This is a genomic window from Curtobacterium sp. NPDC098951, from assembly GCF_044759965.1.
Lineage (GTDB): Bacteria > Actinomycetota > Actinomycetes > Actinomycetales > Microbacteriaceae > Curtobacterium.
This window is the reverse complement of record NZ_JBIWAG010000002.1, coordinates 433,342-449,233: the sequence shown is the minus strand read 5'-3', so window position 1 is coordinate 449,233 and position 15,892 is coordinate 433,342. Positions and strand designations below refer to the sequence as shown.

At 71.4% G+C, this 15,892-nt stretch carries 16 protein-coding genes; 14 read left to right on the top strand and 2 right to left on the bottom strand.

Translation table 11 applies throughout. The features are described from left to right. Positions 1 to 111 precede the first annotated feature (111 nt). The 6 genes from ACIQUC_RS06775 (at position 112) to ACIQUC_RS06750 (ending at position 4,173) form a co-directional block, all read left to right on the top strand. Positions 112 to 1,419, top strand: a complete 1,308-nt coding sequence (locus tag ACIQUC_RS06775) for a sensor histidine kinase (protein WP_402264731.1) — start codon at positions 112 to 114, stop codon at positions 1,417 to 1,419. Further along, a complete protein-coding gene (locus tag ACIQUC_RS06770) occupies positions 1,416 to 2,108 on the top strand; it encodes a response regulator (RefSeq protein WP_402264728.1) in 693 nt (230 codons plus the stop codon). The genes ACIQUC_RS06775 and ACIQUC_RS06770 overlap by 4 nt, the downstream gene beginning before the upstream one ends. Positions 2,109 to 2,149: 41 nt before the next feature. Further along, positions 2,150 to 2,353 (top strand): hypothetical protein, encoded by a 204-nt coding sequence (locus ACIQUC_RS06765; protein ID WP_402264725.1) that lies wholly within the window; start codon positions 2,150 to 2,152, stop codon positions 2,351 to 2,353. Continuing rightward, positions 2,350 to 2,730 (top strand): type II toxin-antitoxin system death-on-curing family toxin, encoded by a 381-nt coding sequence (locus ACIQUC_RS06760; RefSeq protein ID WP_022907041.1) that lies wholly within the window; start codon positions 2,350 to 2,352, stop codon positions 2,728 to 2,730. Before ACIQUC_RS06765 ends, ACIQUC_RS06760 begins: the two co-directional genes overlap by 4 nt. 67 nt (positions 2,731 to 2,797) lie before the next feature. Further along, positions 2,798 to 3,598 carry a sugar phosphate isomerase/epimerase family protein gene (locus ACIQUC_RS06755; protein ID WP_402264723.1) on the top strand — a complete coding sequence of 267 codons (801 nt, stop codon included), beginning with the start codon at positions 2,798 to 2,800 and terminating at the stop codon, positions 3,596 to 3,598. Continuing rightward, entirely contained in the window at positions 3,595 to 4,173 is a 579-nt protein-coding gene (locus ACIQUC_RS06750) for a GNAT family N-acetyltransferase (protein WP_402264720.1), read from the top strand. The genes ACIQUC_RS06755 and ACIQUC_RS06750 overlap by 4 nt, the downstream gene beginning before the upstream one ends. Here ACIQUC_RS06750 and uxaC read toward each other — a convergent pair. Continuing rightward, positions 4,170 to 5,609 carry a glucuronate isomerase gene (uxaC, locus tag ACIQUC_RS06745; RefSeq protein WP_402264717.1) on the bottom strand — a complete coding sequence of 480 codons (1,440 nt, stop codon included), beginning with the start codon at positions 5,607 to 5,609 and terminating at the stop codon, positions 4,170 to 4,172. The two genes, ACIQUC_RS06750 and uxaC, sit on opposite strands and share 4 nt — an antisense overlap. 11 nt (positions 5,610 to 5,620) lie before the next feature. After that, the gene (locus ACIQUC_RS06740; protein ID WP_402265690.1) at positions 5,621 to 6,658 is read right to left on the bottom strand and encodes a LacI family DNA-binding transcriptional regulator; all 1,038 of its coding nucleotides are present in this window, start codon (positions 6,656 to 6,658) and stop codon (positions 5,621 to 5,623) included. Positions 6,659 to 6,912: 254 nt separating this feature from the next. Between ACIQUC_RS06740 and ACIQUC_RS06735 the strand changes: the two genes are divergently transcribed. The 8 genes from ACIQUC_RS06735 (at position 6,913) to manD (ending at position 15,891) form a co-directional block, all read left to right on the top strand. Next, the gene (locus tag ACIQUC_RS06735) at positions 6,913 to 8,271 is read left to right on the top strand and encodes an ABC transporter substrate-binding protein (RefSeq protein ID WP_402264714.1); all 1,359 of its coding nucleotides are present in this window, start codon (positions 6,913 to 6,915) and stop codon (positions 8,269 to 8,271) included. After that, positions 8,271 to 9,299, top strand: a complete 1,029-nt coding sequence (locus tag ACIQUC_RS06730) for a carbohydrate ABC transporter permease (protein WP_022907261.1) — start codon at positions 8,271 to 8,273, stop codon at positions 9,297 to 9,299. Before ACIQUC_RS06735 ends, ACIQUC_RS06730 begins: the two co-directional genes overlap by 1 nt. After that, positions 9,296 to 10,246, top strand: coding sequence for a carbohydrate ABC transporter permease (locus tag ACIQUC_RS06725; RefSeq protein WP_402264710.1), 951 nt, complete (start codon positions 9,296 to 9,298; stop codon positions 10,244 to 10,246). Before ACIQUC_RS06730 ends, ACIQUC_RS06725 begins: the two co-directional genes overlap by 4 nt. 93 nt (positions 10,247 to 10,339) lie before the next feature. Beyond that, positions 10,340 to 11,176, top strand: coding sequence for a sugar phosphate isomerase/epimerase family protein (locus ACIQUC_RS06720; RefSeq protein WP_402264707.1), 837 nt, complete (start codon positions 10,340 to 10,342; stop codon positions 11,174 to 11,176). After that, positions 11,173 to 12,363, top strand: a complete 1,191-nt coding sequence (locus ACIQUC_RS06715; RefSeq protein ID WP_402264704.1) for a Gfo/Idh/MocA family oxidoreductase — start codon at positions 11,173 to 11,175, stop codon at positions 12,361 to 12,363. The genes ACIQUC_RS06720 and ACIQUC_RS06715 overlap by 4 nt, the downstream gene beginning before the upstream one ends. Beyond that, on the top strand, positions 12,360 to 13,247 hold the full coding sequence (locus ACIQUC_RS06710) for a sugar phosphate isomerase/epimerase family protein (protein WP_402264701.1): 888 nt from the start codon (positions 12,360 to 12,362) through the stop codon (positions 13,245 to 13,247). Before ACIQUC_RS06715 ends, ACIQUC_RS06710 begins: the two co-directional genes overlap by 4 nt. Further along, positions 13,244 to 14,542 (top strand): mannitol dehydrogenase family protein, encoded by a 1,299-nt coding sequence (locus ACIQUC_RS06705; protein ID WP_402264698.1) that lies wholly within the window; start codon positions 13,244 to 13,246, stop codon positions 14,540 to 14,542. The genes ACIQUC_RS06710 and ACIQUC_RS06705 overlap by 4 nt, the downstream gene beginning before the upstream one ends. Next, the gene (gene manD / locus ACIQUC_RS06700; protein WP_402264695.1) at positions 14,539 to 15,891 is read left to right on the top strand and encodes a D-mannonate dehydratase ManD; all 1,353 of its coding nucleotides are present in this window, start codon (positions 14,539 to 14,541) and stop codon (positions 15,889 to 15,891) included. The genes ACIQUC_RS06705 and manD overlap by 4 nt, the downstream gene beginning before the upstream one ends. The last annotated feature ends 1 nt before the right edge of the window (position 15,892 follow it).

Here is a 15,892-nt window from a genome sequence, read left to right as displayed (position 1 = left end):
CCGCCGTCGTAGTGCCCGTTCTCCTCCACACCCGGCTGCTCCCGCGGGAGTAGTCCACAGGTCGTGCTCCCGCCCGATGCCGCGGGCGGGAGCCGACCCTAGGCTCGAGCCATGGACACCGACCGGACCCTCGCCGACCCGGCGACCGACGACCCCCGCTGGCGCGGGCGCCGTCGGTTCGCCCGGGTCGGACGAGTGCTGCCGGTGGCGTTCCTGCAGGTCCCCGGGACGCTCGTGGCATCGCGGTGGGCATCGGGCGCAGCCGACGGGTCCGCGGGCGGTCCGCCCTGGGCGCGCGGCGTCGCGGGCGGCCTCCAGCCCGTCGAGATCGGTCCGGCGGCCCTCGCCCTGCTCGTCGTCGGCGTCGTGGTGCTCCCGTGGCGGTGGCGGTTCCCCCGCTCGGTGCTCCTCGTGACCCTCGCGACGACCGTGGGGTACGCCGCCCTCGTGAGCCCGCGGGGCCCCTTCGTCGCCGCGCTCACCATGGCGCTGGCGAACGCGTGGCTGCGCGGACACCGGTGGTGGGCGACCGCCGCGGCCGGGGCGGCGGTGGTGCTGCTCCCGTCCGCCGAGCCCGTGCTCGGACGCTCCCCGGTCCTCGACCTCGGCGCGGTGCTGCTCGCGGTCGCCTGGGCGACCGTCACCCTCGCGGTGTCGGAGCTCGTGCGCGTCCGACTCGAACGGGTCGCGGAACGCCGACGGCAGCGTGCCGAGGCCGACCGGCGTCGCGCTGCCGACGAGCGGGTGCGGATCGCCCGCGAGCTCCACGACTCGGTCGCGCACAGCATGTCGCTCATCAACCTCCAGGCCGGGGTCGCCCTCCACCTCGGCGCCGACCTGCCCGACCAGACGCGGGGTTCTCTCGCCAACATCCGTGACTCCAGCCGCGAAGCCCTCGTCGAACTCCGCACCATCCTCGGCGTGCTGCGCTCCGTCGACGGAACCCCCGACCGAACCACCAACGGAGCCTCCGACGGAGCCGAGCGCACCCCGACCGCCGGCCTCGACCGCGTCGCCGACCTCGTGGAACGCGCGCGAGCCGCCGGTGTCGACGTCGGGTTGACCATCGACGGCGATCGTTCGACCGTGCACGGCATCACGGACCGGAACGCGTTCCGCATCGTGCAGGAGTCGGTGACCAACGTCATGAAGCACGCCCCCGGGCACCGAGCCGACGTGACGATCTCGATCGGTCCGGACGTCGTCGACCTGGTCGTCGCCGACCGCCCGTCGGGACCCCGATCGGCCGACGTCGGCTCGAGCGGACCGCTCGCCCCGACCGGCAACGGGATCATCGGGATGCGGGAACGTGCGAACGCCGTCGACGGCACCCTGTCCGCCGGCCCGACGACCGACGGCGGCTGGCGGGTGGCCGCCCGCCTCCCGGTGGTCGGTCCCGACCGAGAGGACCCCCGATGACCACGGACCCCACCGCCCCGGGCCCGATCCGCGTGCTCCTCGTCGACGACCAGGTGCTCGTCCGCGCCGGACTGCGTGCGCTCGTCGACGCCGAACCCGGGATGACCGTCGTCGGTGAGGCGGGTGACGGCGACGCCGCGGTGGACGTCGCACGGCGGGAGCGCCCCGACGTCGTCCTCATGGACATCCGGATGCCGGGCACCGATGGGCTCGCGGCGACGCAACGGATCTCGGCCGATCCCGACCTGGCCAGCGTGCACGTGGTCGTCCTCACCACCTTCGAAGAGGACGACTACGTGTTCGAGGCCATCCGTGGTGGGGCCGCCGGCTTCCTCGTGAAGGACACCGAACCGGCCGAGCTCCTCCGGGCGATCCGGACGGTCGTCGCGGGGGAGTCCCTGCTCTCGCCCCGGGCGACCCGCTCCCTGGTCGAGGCGTACGCCACACACGCGAAACCGTCGTCCCTCGCGCCGGAGCTCGACGTCCTCACCGATCGCGAGCGCCAGGTCATGCAGCTCGTCGCCGTCGGGATGACGAACGCCGAGATCGCCCAGCACCTCTTCGTCAGCCCGATGACCGCGAAGACCCACGTCTCCCGGGCGATGATCAAGCTCGGTGCCCGTGACCGCGCCCAGCTCGTCGTCTTCGCCTACGAGACCGGCCTCGTCACCCCGGGCTGGCGCCCGTGAACACCCTCGTGGCAGGTATCACGAGTGATACCATCAACTGCATGGCCATGACGCTCCGACTCGACGACGACGAAGCCAGCGCGCTGCGGAAGCGCGCTGATCTCGAAGCGCGCTCGATGCAGGAGATCGCCCGGGCCGCGATCCGTGAGTACATCGAGCACCACAGCCGGAGCGACCTGATCGACAGCATCCTCGACCGCGAACTCCCGCGGTACGCCGAGGCGCTCGACCGGCTCGGCAGGTGATCCACCTCACGACCGACGAAGCGCTGCACATCGCTCGTCGAACGCTCGGCGACGGGTTCCTCCTCCGCGACGTCGGGCTGCTCGAAGCTGCCGTCGCACGGCCGGCGACCTCGGTCGGCGGCACTGACGCCTACCCGACCATCGTGGAGAAGGCTGCGGCGCTCGTGCACTCGGCGGTGCGGAACCACGCCCTCGTCGACGGCAACAAGCGCGTCGGACTCATGCTCCTCGTCGTCTTCCTCGGCATGAACGGACGACGGCTGACCGCGACGAACGACCAGGCCTACGACTTCATCATCGCCGTCGCAGAAGGGCGCCTCGACGCAGTGCCCGAGATCGCTCGAGTCCTCTCCGAGCTCGTCGAGTCCGCCGACTGACGGCGGACACCGTGGCAACGGACGGCAACGGCTGCAGGACCGCGGCACCCCGGGTTGCATGGACCCCATGTCCTTCACCGGGTTCGGCGTCGTCGCCGGAGCAGCACTGACCGAGGCCGTCCGTCGCGCGGGCGCCGACCACGTGGAGCCGACGATCGCGGGCAATCTGGCGGTGCCGTCGGACGACATCTGCGGCTGGACGCGCAACGAGGCCTACGCCGGAGGCCGGTTCGGCTCGTTCGCGATCCTCGTCCCCGGTGCCCTCCGGCTGCTGACGGCCGACCCCGATGCGGTGCGCGCGTACTTCGCGGCCGTCCTCCCCATCGTCCGCTCCGTAGCCGAACCGGGCGCGAAGATCGTGTTCGGTTCAGGGGCCGCCCGCACGGCGCCCGACGGCATGTCCGGCGCCGAGGCCCTCCGCCGGTTCGCCGAGGTGCTCCGCACGGCCCGGGACACCGCTGCCGCGTCCGACCTGCGCATCGTCCTGGAACCGCTGAGCCGTTCGGAGACGAACGTCCTGCACTCCGTCGCCGAGACCGTCCGGTTCCTCGACGAGGCCGGCGTCGACGGTGTGGAGGTCGTCGCCGACCTCTTCCACATCCGGAACGAGGGCGAGTCGCTCGATGTCCTCCGCGAGCTCGGCACCCGCATCGGCCACGTGCACGTCAGCGATCGTGACCGTCGCCCACTCGGTGCCGCGGGCGGCGACGACGTGTGGCGCGACTTCCTCGCCGCCGTGCACGACGGCGGCTACCGCGGCTCGGTGTCGCTGGAGTGCACCTGGTCCGGCGACACCGCGACCGCCGAGCAGGAGATCGCTCGATCGCTCGGACTCCTCCGCCAATCGGGTGCCATGCTCGGGGCATGACGATCGAGGTGCGCCCCGCGACGTCCTTCGACGACGTCCGGACGATGGTGGGTCCGAAGCGCCCGGACGCGACCGTGTGCTGGTGCCTGAGCTACCGCATCCCGTCGGCGGAGAACCGGGCCCTCGGCGGCACGGCCCGTGGGGATCGCGTCCGCGCGCTGCTCGACGAGGACCTGCCGCCCGGTGTCCTGGCGTACGACGGCGACGAGGTCGTCGGTTGGGCTGCGGTCCACCCCCGCCCGGACACCACGTTCGCGCGCAACCGGAAGGTCCCGCACCTCGACGATCCGGACGACCGGAGCGTGTGGAGTGTCTGGTGCATCCGGGTGCGACCGGGCCACCGGGGCGGGGGCATCTCGCACGTGCTCCTCGCGGGCGCGGTCGACTTCGCGCGCGACCACGGCGCCCGGGTGCTCGAGGGGTACCCGGTCGACAACCGCGGCGAGAAGGTCGACCTCACCATGGCGTACGTCGGCACCCGCGCCCTGTTCGAGCACGCGGGCTTCGAGCACGCGGCGGACACCACCTCGGTGCTGAACGGTTTCCCCCGCGTGCTCGTGCGGCAGACGCTCTAGAGCTTGAACGTCGCCTTCGGGATGTCCGACACGATCCGACGTGCCGTCCGCACGGCGTCCTCCTCCGACAGCTGGTGCGTCACCACGAGCGACGCCAGGTAGGCCGCGTCCGCCCGTCGGGCCATGTCGTGCCGCGCGGGGATCGAGCAGTAGGCGCGGGTGTCGTCGATGAACCCCGAGGTCTTCGTGAACGACGCCGAGTCGGTGATCGCCGCCCGGTAGCGGCCGATCGCTGCGGGGGTGTCGATGAACCACCAGGGAGCGCCCGCGTAGACGGCGGGGTAGAAGCCGGCGAGGGGCCCGATCTCGCGCGAGAAGACGGTCTCGTCGACGGTGAACAGCACGAGGTGGAATCCAGGCGCCGTGCCGAAGGACTCGAGCAGGGGACGCAGGGGCTCGGTGAACGAGCCGACGGCGGGCAGGTCGTGCCCGGTGTCGGGTCCGAAGCGCTCGAGCGTGGGCGCGTGGTGGTTCCGCAGCACACCGGGGTGGAGCTGCATGACGAGACCGTCCTCGACGCTCATCTCGGCCCAGCGGTAGAGCATGTCGTGCCGGTACGCGACGGCCTCCGACGGGGTCACCCCGGACGGGCCCTGCATCGCGGCCGCGTGGATCCGCGAGCGCTCCGAGGCCGACAGCGGCGTCGACCCGGCGTCGAGGACGCCGGTGTCGGTGGCGGTGGCACCGTGCTGGACGAAGTACTGGCGACGTGCGCGCAGTGCCGCCAGCAGCCCGTCGTGGGTCCCCGTGTCGATGCCGGCGGCCTCCCCGATCGACGCGACCACGTGCCTCCAGTCCGACCGCGACGGGTCGAAGACGGCGTCCGCGCGGAACGTGGGGACCACCCGGCCGGTGAACGTGGGGTCGGCGGCGAGCCGCGCGTGCGCGGCGAGGTCGGCCGTCGGGTCGTCGGTGGTCGCCAGCACCTCGATGCCGAAGGCGTCGAACAGGGCGCGGGGACGGAACGCGGGCGTGGTGAGCAGCTCGGCGATGTGGTCGTACTGGGCGTCCGCGTTCGCGGCCGACGGCTGCTCCGTCAGGCCGAAGACGTCGTGCAGCTCCGTCTCGAACCAGTAGCGGACCGGGGTGCCGAGGAAGTCGTCCCAGTGCTCGGCCAGGTTCCGCCAGACGGCGCGACCGGTAGGCACGGCACCGGTTCCCGACAGGTCGACGCGACCCAGCGCCTCCAGTCCGACACCGTTCGCGTGCAGGAGCCGCAGGACGTAGTGGTCCGGGGTGATGAGCAGCGACGCGGGGTCCCGGAACGGCTGGTCGTCCGCGATGAGCGTGGCGTCGACGTGTCCGTGCGGCGAGATGATCGGCGCGTCCTTGACGGCGTCGTGGACCGTGCGGGCGACCGCTCGCGCTCCCGGTTCTGCGGCGAAGAGCCGGTCCGGGTGCGGGGCGAGCGGTGTGGCGGTGGTGGTCTGGGTCATCGTCGACTCCTTCAGGACGCGTGGGGGACGGGTGCGGGACCGGTGGACTCGCGGACGGTGAGGTGGGTCGGCAGCGCGACCGCACCGCTCATGTGCTCGCCGGGCAGTTCCTCGGCGGGGATCGCGCCGAGCCGTCCGAGCAGCATCCGGATCGCGACCCGTCCGGCGCGTTCGATCGGCGAGGTCATCGTGGTGAGCGGTGGGTTGCAGAAGTCGGCGCCGAAGATGTCGTCGCACCCGACGATGCTCATGTCCTCGGGCACGCGTACCCCGCGCTCCCGCAGGCGGGCGAGCATGCCGATGGCGATGAGGTCGTTGAAGGCGATGCAGGCGGTGGCCCCGGCGTGCACGGCGGCGTCGGCGGCCGCGGCACCCGAGTCGACGAACGGCGCGTGCGGTCCGACGCGGGCGACCCGCACACCGAGGCGCTTCGCGACCCGGACGAGGGCGCGCCACCGCCGTTCGTTCGACCACGAGCTGTCCGGACCGGCGACGTACAGGACGTCCCGGTGCCCGAGCGAGACGAGGTGCTGCACGGCCTGCTCGACCCCGCCGGGGGTGTCGATGAGCACCGACGGGACTCCGGCCGGCCGACGGTTCACGACGACGAGCGGCGTGCGCTCGGCGAACCGGGCGATCTGCGCGTCGGTCAACCGGGACGCGGTGAGCACGGCGCCGTCGGCCTTGCCCGCGATCGCGCTGAGGGCGGCCATCTCGGCGTCGGCGGACTCCTCGGTGTCGACGAGCAGCTGGGTCCACCCCGCGCCGGCGAGCTGGTGCTGCGTGCCGCGGATGACGTCGAAGTAGAAGGGGTTCGTGATGTCCGACACGAGCACGGCCACCGCACGGGTGCGACCGGAGGTCAGGGCGCGGGCCTGCGAGTTCGGCACGTAGCCGAGCTCCCGCGCCACGCGCTGGATCCGCTGCTGCGTCGCCTGGTTCACGCGGTCCGGCAGGGAGAGGGCACGCGAGACGGTGGAGGGGGCGACGCCGGTCGCGTCGGCGATGTCGCGGATGGTCACCCGCCGGGCGGTGTCGGCCTCGCGCACGGTCTCCCGCCGGGCGGCGTCGGCCTCGCGCACGGTCACCCGCCGCGCGGTGTCGGTGTCGGTCACGGTTCCTCCGTCGTCCGGGCCGGGGCGTGGGTGCACCGGTGCGGTCTGCCGGTGCCTCGATGCGCCGGTGCAGCGACCGTAAACCGGTCTGGCAACAAGTGGCAACCGATTGCCGCATGTTGCCAGTGGCGCGACAGTGGTGCCACCGGGCAGTGCCGCCCGGAGGAGGTCTCGAGGAGGAAACCCCCGTGAACACGCGAAGACTCCATGTCCGCACCGTCATCGGTGCCGCGGCCGTGATCGCCCTCGCCGCACTGTCCCTCCAGGGATGCGCGGTGGTCAACGGCAGCGGCGACGACCCCAACACCCTCCGCGTCATGATGGGCGCGGACACCACGTACCCCAAGGAACGCAAGCAGTGGCAGCAGGACGTCGCCGCCGAGTTCCAGCGGACCACCGGCGCGAAGGTGCAGTGGGAGACGTACTCCTCCGCGCAGGAGGAGCTGACCGCCATCCAGACCAGCGTCATCTCCGGGCAGGGCCCCGACGTGTACGCGATCGGCAGCACGTTCACCCCGACCGCGTACGCCACCGGCGCCTTCGTCGAGATGGGGTCGAAGGAGTGGAAGGCCGTCGGGGGCAAGGACCAGTTCGACCCCGCGTCCTTCGGCATCTCCGGACCGAGCACCTCGAAGCAGATCGGCATCCCGTTCGCCAGCCGGCCGTTCGTGATGGCCGTGAACAAGGACCTGCTCGCGAAGGCCGGCATCACCCGGATGCCGACGACGTGGGACGAGCTCACCGCCGACGCGAAGGCCACCACCAGCGGTGACGTGCACGGCATGGCGATCGCCTACGCCGACGGCTTCGACCCGTGGAAGTTCATCTGGGGCATGGCGCAGAACGCCGGCAACACCATCGTGTCGAAGAACGGCAAGGCCGAGATCGACACGAAGGCCGTGCAGAACGCCTACCGCACCTACTTCGACTGGGTCACGAAGGACGGCGTGGTCGACAAGGCCGCGATCGGGTGGAACAACGCCCAGGCCCTCGCGCAGTTCACCGAGGGCAAGGCGGCGTTCTTCCCGATGACGACGACCACGGCGATCAACTCGTTCACGAACACCCCCGTGGACGGCAAGTACGAGTTCGCACTGCTGCCGACGGTGCCCCCGGGAGCGACGTCGCGTCCGAGTGACGGGATCGAGGCCGCGAGCATCCTCTCCGGCGACAACTGGGTCGTCGCGGACTACGGCACGAAGCAGGACCTGTCGTTCGACTTCATCAAGCAGCTCAGCACGCCGAAGGCCCAGTTGGAGTACTACCGGCTCTTCGGCAACCTGCCCACGAACGCCGACGCCGCGGCCCAGCTGGCGGCCGACAACCCGCAACTCGCCCCGATCATCCAGGCCGGGAAGCTCTCGAAGCCCACCGCCTTCACCGGCGCCTGGTCCGACATCCAGCTGTCGCTCGTCGACGTCGTCGTGCAGTCCATCCCGCAGCTCAAGAGCGGCTCGGTCTCCGACGACCAGCTCCGGAAGCGTCTGCAGGACGCGCAGCAGGACGCCCAGTCCACGCTGAACCGCCAGAAGAACGGAGGCCTGTGATGACCGCCACGCAGACCCGGCCCGACGCGCAGCGTTCGCGGCCCCACGAGGTCCGCCCCGTCGGCAAGACGCCGTTGTACAAGCGGGAGCGTCCGCTCTGGATGCTCCTGCCCGGCGGCGTCCTCATGCTCGCCGTCATCGTGGTCCCGCTCCTGGTGGGCGTCTTCATCGCGATGCTCGACCTCGACCAGTACACGCTCCGTCAGTGGTTCAGCGCCCCGTTCATCGGGTTCCAGAACTTCGCCGAGGCGTTCACGGACTCGCCCCTGCTCCACTCGATCTGGATCTCGGTGTCCATCTCGGTGCTCGTCACCGCGGTCACGGTGCCGATCGGCGTCGCCGCGGCGATCTCCACGCAGAACCGGTTCCCGGGTCGCGGACTCGTCCGGTCGATCTACCTCGTCCCCTACGTCCTCCCCGCCTTCGTCGTCGGCACGTTCTTCCGCACGATGCTGCAGCCGCAGGGCGTGGTCAACTCGATCCTGCACACCGACGTGCTCTGGCTGAACGGCTCGGCGTCGTACTGGGCGCTGGCCGGCGTCATGATCTGGACGAGCTGGCCGTTCGTCTACCTGCTCTCGCTCGCCGGACTGCAGGCGGTCGACAACGAGGTGCACGAAGCCGCCGCCCTCGACGGGGTGACCTGGTGGGCGAAGCTCCGCTACATCATCTTCCCGTACCTGCGCGGACCGCTCTCGCTCGCGATCATCATCTCGATCCTGCACAACATCAACAACTTCACCCTGCCGTTCGTGCTCTTCGGGATCCCGCTGCCGTCGAGCGTCGAGGTGATGCCCGTCCTCACGTACATCGCCAGCTTCCAGTCGTTCCGCTTCGGGCTCTCCGCCGCGATGGCGATCTGCTCGCTCGTGATCGTCGCGATCCCGCTCTTCGTCTACCTGCGGGCCGTGAAGCTCGACACCGGCGACGACGCCGGACCCGACCGCCGGCAGCGCCGGGCCGACCGGGCGACCCTCGCCGCGGCGACCCCGGCCGCCGCCGCAGACATCGACGGAGCCCGAGCATGAGCGCCTTCACCACTACCCGGACCCGCCCCACCGCGACGCTCACCGAGAGCATCACCGCCGGGGACCGCGGCCGCCGGCACAAGCGTCCGTACGACACCGACGTCACCCGACTGCTGCCCCGGTGGCTGCTCGTGACCGTGATCGCGGTCATCATCGCGTTCATCGCCGTCCCCGTGCTCTACATCCTGTTCGGCTCGGTCAACTCCGACGTCGCGGTCGCTCGCGGCGAGTACTTCCCCTCGGAGTTCACCCTGTCGAACTACGTCGAGATCTGGTCGACCGTCGCGCTCGGGCAGGGCCTCGTCAACTCGATGCTCACGGCCGGGGCCGTCGCCGTGGCGAGTGCGGCGCTCGCCGTGTCCACCGCGTACGTCCTCGTCCGGTTCCGGTTCCTCGGGCGGTTGACGATCCTCCGTGGACTGCTCGCGCTGCAGTCGATCCCGGGCACGCTCCTGCTGCTCCCCGTCTTCGTGGTGTTCTCGAACATCGCGAGCGCCACAGGCATGCAGATCATCGGCACCCGCTGGGGCCTGTTCGTCACCTACCTGACGTTCGCCCTGCCGTTCTCGACCTGGGTGATGGTCACCTACCTGCGTGGCCTCCCGAAGGAGCTCGAGGAAGCGGCCCGCATCGACGGTGCCTCGAGCACGAAGATCCTCACCAAGATCGTCCTGCCGCTCTCGTGGCCCGGCATCGTCGTGTCGGCGATCTTCGCCTTCCTGCTCGGCTGGAACGACGTCCTGTTCTCGACGATCATGACGACCCCGAACACGCGCACGGTGGCGGTCGTCCTGCAGGTCCTCGGCACCACGCAGGAGGGCGGCGCCGTCCCGATCTACGGTCAGATGATGGCCGCGTCGATCGTCTGCGCCGTGCCGGTCGTCGCGCTCTACCTCATCTTCCAGCGCTACCTCGTCGGCGGTCTCACCGCCGGTTCCGTCAAGTAGCGCTGTGCAGTCTTCCGACTTGTCCACAGTCTGCCTGGAGGCGCGGTGCCAGCCCGCCCCGCGCCTCCAGACTGCCTCCATGAAGGGAATGCAATGACCCAGCCCAGTTGGGAGCTCTCCGGTTTCGGCGACGAGATCGACGCCGACCCGGCGATCCAGGTCGCGGTGCTGCAGGCGCTCGGCGCCAGCGCCATCGAGGTCCGCAGCGCCTGGGGGGTGAACGTCGTCGACCTCGACGAGGACCAGCTCGCCGGCCTCCACCGCCTGTTCGAGGAACGCGGGCAGACCGTGTCCGCCATCGCCTCGCCGATCGGCAAGGTGTCGGTCGACGAGCCCGTCGAGCACGAGGTCGGACGACTCGGTCGCGCGATCGCTGCGGCGCACGCTCTCGGCACGACGAACATCCGGATCTTCTCCTTCTACTTCGCGGGGCGGCAGCCCGAGGACGTCCGTGACGACGTCCTCGTCCGGATGCGGGCGCTCGCCGACCTCGCCGAGCGCGAAGGGGTGACCCTGCTGCACGAGAACGAGAAGGACATCTACGGCGACGTCCCCGCACGCGTGCTCGACATCGTCGAGAGCGTCGGCTCGCCCGCGCTCCGGCTCGCCTGGGACAACGCGAACTACGTGCAGTGCGGCGTCAAGCCGTTCACCGACGGGTGGGCCCAGCTCGCGCCGTACGTCGACTACCTGCAGGTCAAGGACGCCCTGGCCGCCGACTCGTCGGTCGTCCCCGCGGGCGAGGGCGACGGCGAACTGCTGCAGACCCTCACCGCGCTGCGCGACGCCGGGTACTCCGGCTACGCCTCGCTCGAGCCGCACCTCAGCGACTTCACCCACCTCGGCGGGTTCTCCGGCCCCGCGGCCTTCGGTCGCGCCGGTCGCGCCCTCCGGAAGCTCACCGACCAGATCGGAGTCACCCTGCGATGACCACCCCACTGAAGTTGGCAGTCGTCGGCGCCGGCGTCATCGGACGCCACCACGCGAAGGTCGCCGTCCACCACCCCGACCTCGAGGTCGTCGCCCTGGTCGACGCGATCTCCGCCGCCGCCACGAGCGCCGCCGACGAGATCGAGGCGATGGGCGTGACGCGCCCCGTCACCACCGCGACCATCGAGGAGGCGATCGCGCAGACCGACATCGACGTCGTCGCGATCTGCTCGCCGTCCGGCATGCACGTGCAGCTCGCCGAGGCCGCCCTGGCCGCCGGCAAGCACGTCGTCATCGAGAAGCCCCTCGACACCACGATGCCCCGCGCCCGGCAGATCGCCGCGCTCGCCGCCTCGGCCCGCGACCGCGGGCTCGTCACGAGCGTCATCAGCCAGCACCGGTTCGACCCGGCGTCGGCAGCCGTGGCCCGGGCCGCGCACGACGGCGGGTTCGGCACGGTGACCTCGGGTCTCGCGAGCGTCGCCTGGTACCGGTCGCAGGGCTACTACGACTCCGGCGACTGGCGCGGCACCTGGGCGCTCGACGGTGGCGGCGCGGTGATGAACCAGGGCGTGCACACCGTCGACCTGCTCGTCTGGGTACTCGGCCGTCCGGTCGAGATCTCGGCGCAGACCGGCCTGCTCGCGCACGACCGGATCGAGGTCGAGGACACCGCCGTCGCCACCGTCCGGTTCGCCGGCGGTGCGCTCGGCGTCATCCACTGCACGACGGCCGCCTACCCCGGGCTCTCCGCCCGGTACGCCGTCTACGGCACGCACGGGTCCGCCATCGTCGACGACGACCGGCTGGCCTACTTCCACATCGCGCCGGACACCGCGACGCTCGAGTCGGCCTCCACCACGGCGAACGCGTCCGCGGTCGAGGGCGCGGTCGACCAGAAGGAGGAGGTCGTCCCGCCGGAGCACGTCGTCGGCGGCCCGGCCGAGCCCGACCACTTCGCCGCGGGCCACACACGGCAGTACACCGACATCGTCGCCGCGATCCGCGACGGCCGCGACCCCGGTGTCACGGTCGACGCCGCCCTCGTGTCCCTCGCCACCGTCCGCGGCCTCTACGTCAGCGCGACGCTCGGCGAGCCCGTCCGCATCGACGACGTGATCGAGGGCAAGTACGACGACGTCGTCCCCGTCGTCGGCGCCCACGCAGCAGAAGGAGCCACCCGATGAAGTTCTCCGTGTTCACCGCCTCCACCCCCGACTGGACCCCGTCCGAGGCCGCGTCGACCCTGGCCGAACAGGGCTGGGACGGCATCGAGTGGCGCGTCGTCGACGACCGTCCCGCACCCGGTGCGACGGTGCCCGCCAGCCGCTCGTTCTGGGCCGGCAACAAGTCGACGTGGCAGTTCACCGGAATCGAGGACCAGGTCGGCGAGATCGCCCGGATCACCGACGCCGCCGGGCTCGAGTACTCCGGCATCGGCGGCTACCAGCAGGCGTCCGACCACCACGGCGTCGACACGATGCTCCGGGTCACGAGCGAGCTCGGCGCCCGGCAGGTCCGGGTGACCATGCCGCACTACCGGCAGGAGCGCGAGCGCACCGGCGAGACCTACCCGCAGATCTTCGACCGCACCCGCGCGGACCTCGAGTGGGCCGTCTCCCGCGCGACCGAGCTCGGCGTGAAGGCACTCGTCGAGCTGCACCACATGACGATCACGCCGTCGGCGTCGGCGGCGCTCCGGCTCGTGGACGGCCTCGACCCGGCGCACGTCGGCGTCATCCACGACCTCGGCAACCTCGTCATCGAGGGGCAGGAGGACCACCTCGCGGCGTTCGAGCTGCTCGGCCCGTACCTCGCCCACGCCCACGTGAAGAACGCCCGGTGGGTCGACACCGGCGACACCCGCGCCGACGGGTCCGCGATCTGGCAGAACGAGTGGGCGCCCCTGCGCGCCGGCCAGGCGCCCGTCGCCGACTACCTCGACGCCCTGCGCCAGCACGGGTACGACGGCTGGGTCACGATCGAGGACTTCTCCACCGACCTCCCGCTCGAGGCCCGCACCGCCGACAACCTGGCGTACCTGCGGTCCCTCGTACCGGTGTCGGCATGACCGACCGCCGACCCGGCATCGTGCACCTCGGGGTGGGTGCGTTCGCGCGCGCCCACCTCGCCTGGTACACGGCGCACGCGGACGGTGAGCCGTGGGGCATCACCGCCTTCACCGGACGCTCACCGGACACCGCCGACGCGCTGAACGCCCAGGGCTGCCGGTACACGCTCGTCACCCGGGCGGCCGACGGCGACGTCGCCGAGGTGGTCGACACGATCGCGGCCGCCCACCCGGGCAGCGACGACACGGCCTGGAGGCACGTGGTCGCGTCCCCGGAGACGACCATCGTCACGCTGACGGTCACCGAGCAGGGCTACCGGTCCGGCTCCGACGTCCCCGCGCGGTTGGTCGCGGGGCTCGATGCCCGGCGCGCCGCCGGCGGCGGTCGGATCGCGCTGATGTCGCTCGACAACCTGACCCACAACGGCGACGTCCTCCGCGAGGCGGTGCTCGACGCCGTCGGGGACGAGGGCCTGGGTGCCTGGATCGAGTCGAACGTCGCGTTCCCCAGCTCGATGGTCGACCGGATCACCCCGGCCACGACCGACGCCGATCTGCGCGACCTCGCCGGGCTCTCCGGTGCGCTCGACGGTGACCGGGTGCCGGTGGTCACCGAGCCGTTCGCCGAGTGGGTGCTCGAGGACGCCTTCGACGGCATCGACCGTCCCGCCTGGGAGACCGCGGGCGTGCGGCTCGTCGACGACGTCACGCCGTACGAGCAGCGGAAGCTCTGGCTGCTGAACGGGTCCCACTCGCTGCTGGCGTACCTCGGCCTGCAGCTCGGCCACGAGACCGTGGCGTCCGCGATGGACGACCCGGTGTGCCGCGCCGCGGTCGACCAGCTGTGGGACGATGCGGCTCGCGAACTGCCGCTCCCGGCCGACGAGGTCACCGCCGCACGGGATGCCCTGGTGGACCGGTTCCGGAACCCGCGCATCCGGCACACCCTGCGGCAGATCGCGTCCGGTGGGTCGCAGAAGCTGCCCGTCCGCGTCGTCGACTTGGTGCGCCACCGGCTCGACCGCAGCCCCTCCGACGGCATCGGCCCCGGAGCCGCCACGGCCCTCGCCGCGTGGTGGCTGCACTGCACCGACCAGCCCGAGTTCGTGGACGACGCCGGAGCCCCCGGGCCAGACTCTGACGTGCACGACGTGCTGCGCGTCATCGCCCCCGACCTCGACACCACCCGCGTGGTCGCCGCGATCACCGCGGCGGCCGACCGCATCCGGGCAGCCCGCGCCGCTGCCGGCACCACACCCGCCCGCACGGGCGCCGACGAAGGAGTCCCCGCATGACCGACACGACCACGAACCCCGCGGCCCCGGTGCCGGGCGCGACGGACCAGGCAGCCGCGACCGACCCGACCGCCGGACGCCCGGACACGTGGGCGTCGGCCGACCGCGGTCAGCTGATCGACCGCGCCGAGGTCATCGTCACGAGCCCGAACCGCAACTTCGTCACGCTGAAGATCACCACGGTCGACGGGGTCACGGGCCTCGGCGACGCGACGCTGAACGGTCGTGAGCTCGCCGTCGCCACGTACCTGTCCGAGCACGTGGTCCCGCTGTTGGTCGGTCGTGACGCGAGCCGGATCGAGGACGCCTGGCAGTTCCTCTACCGCTCGTCGTACTGGCGCCGCGGCCCCGTCACGATGGCCGCGATCGCCGCCGTCGACATGGCGCTGTGGGACATCAAGGGCAAGGTCGCGGGGATGCCCGTGTACCAGCTGCTCGGCGGGGCCTCCCGCACCGGGCTCATGGCGTACGGCCACGCGTCCGGCAAGGAGCTGCCGGAGCTGTTCGACTCCATCCGCGAGCACCAGTCTGAGGGCTACCGGTCGATCCGGGTGCAGACCGGCGTGCCCGGCCTCGAGTCGATCTACGGGATCGCGTCGAACAAGACGACCTCGGGGAACGAGGGCGTCCGCTACGACTTCGAGCCCGCGCAGCGCGGCGCCTTCCCCGCGATGGAGGACTGGGACACCCGGGCCTACCTGCGGCACGTGCCCACCGTGTTCGAGGCCGTCCGGAACGAGTTCGGACCCGAACTGCCGCTGCTGCACGACGGCCACCACCGGATGACCCCGCTGCAGGCGGCGAAGCTCGGCAAGTCGCTCGAGCCGTACGACCTCTTCTGGCTCGAGGACTGCACCCCGGCCGAGAACCAGGAAGCCCTGAAGCTCGTCCGACAGCACACCACGACGCCGCTCGCGATCGGCGAGGTCTTCAACACGATCTGGGACTTCAAGGACATCATCCGCGACCAGCTCATCGACTACGTCCGCGGTGCCGTGACGCACATGGGCGGCATCTCCCCGCTGAAGAAGACGATGGACTACGCGGCGATGTACCAGATCAAGTCCGGGTTCCACGGGCCGACCGACATCTCGCCGGTGGGGCTCGCGGCGCAGATGCACCTCGGGTTGGCGATCCACAACTTCGGCATCCAGGAGTACATGCAGCACGGCCCGAAGACGAACCAGGTGTTCCGGCAGACGTTCACCTTCACCGACGGCTACCTGCACCCGGGCGACGAGCCGGGCCTCGGGGTCTCGCTCGACGTCGACGAGGCCGGCAAGTACCCGTACGAGCAGGCGTACCTGCCGTTCAACCGCCTCGCCGACGGCACCGTCCACGACTGGTAGC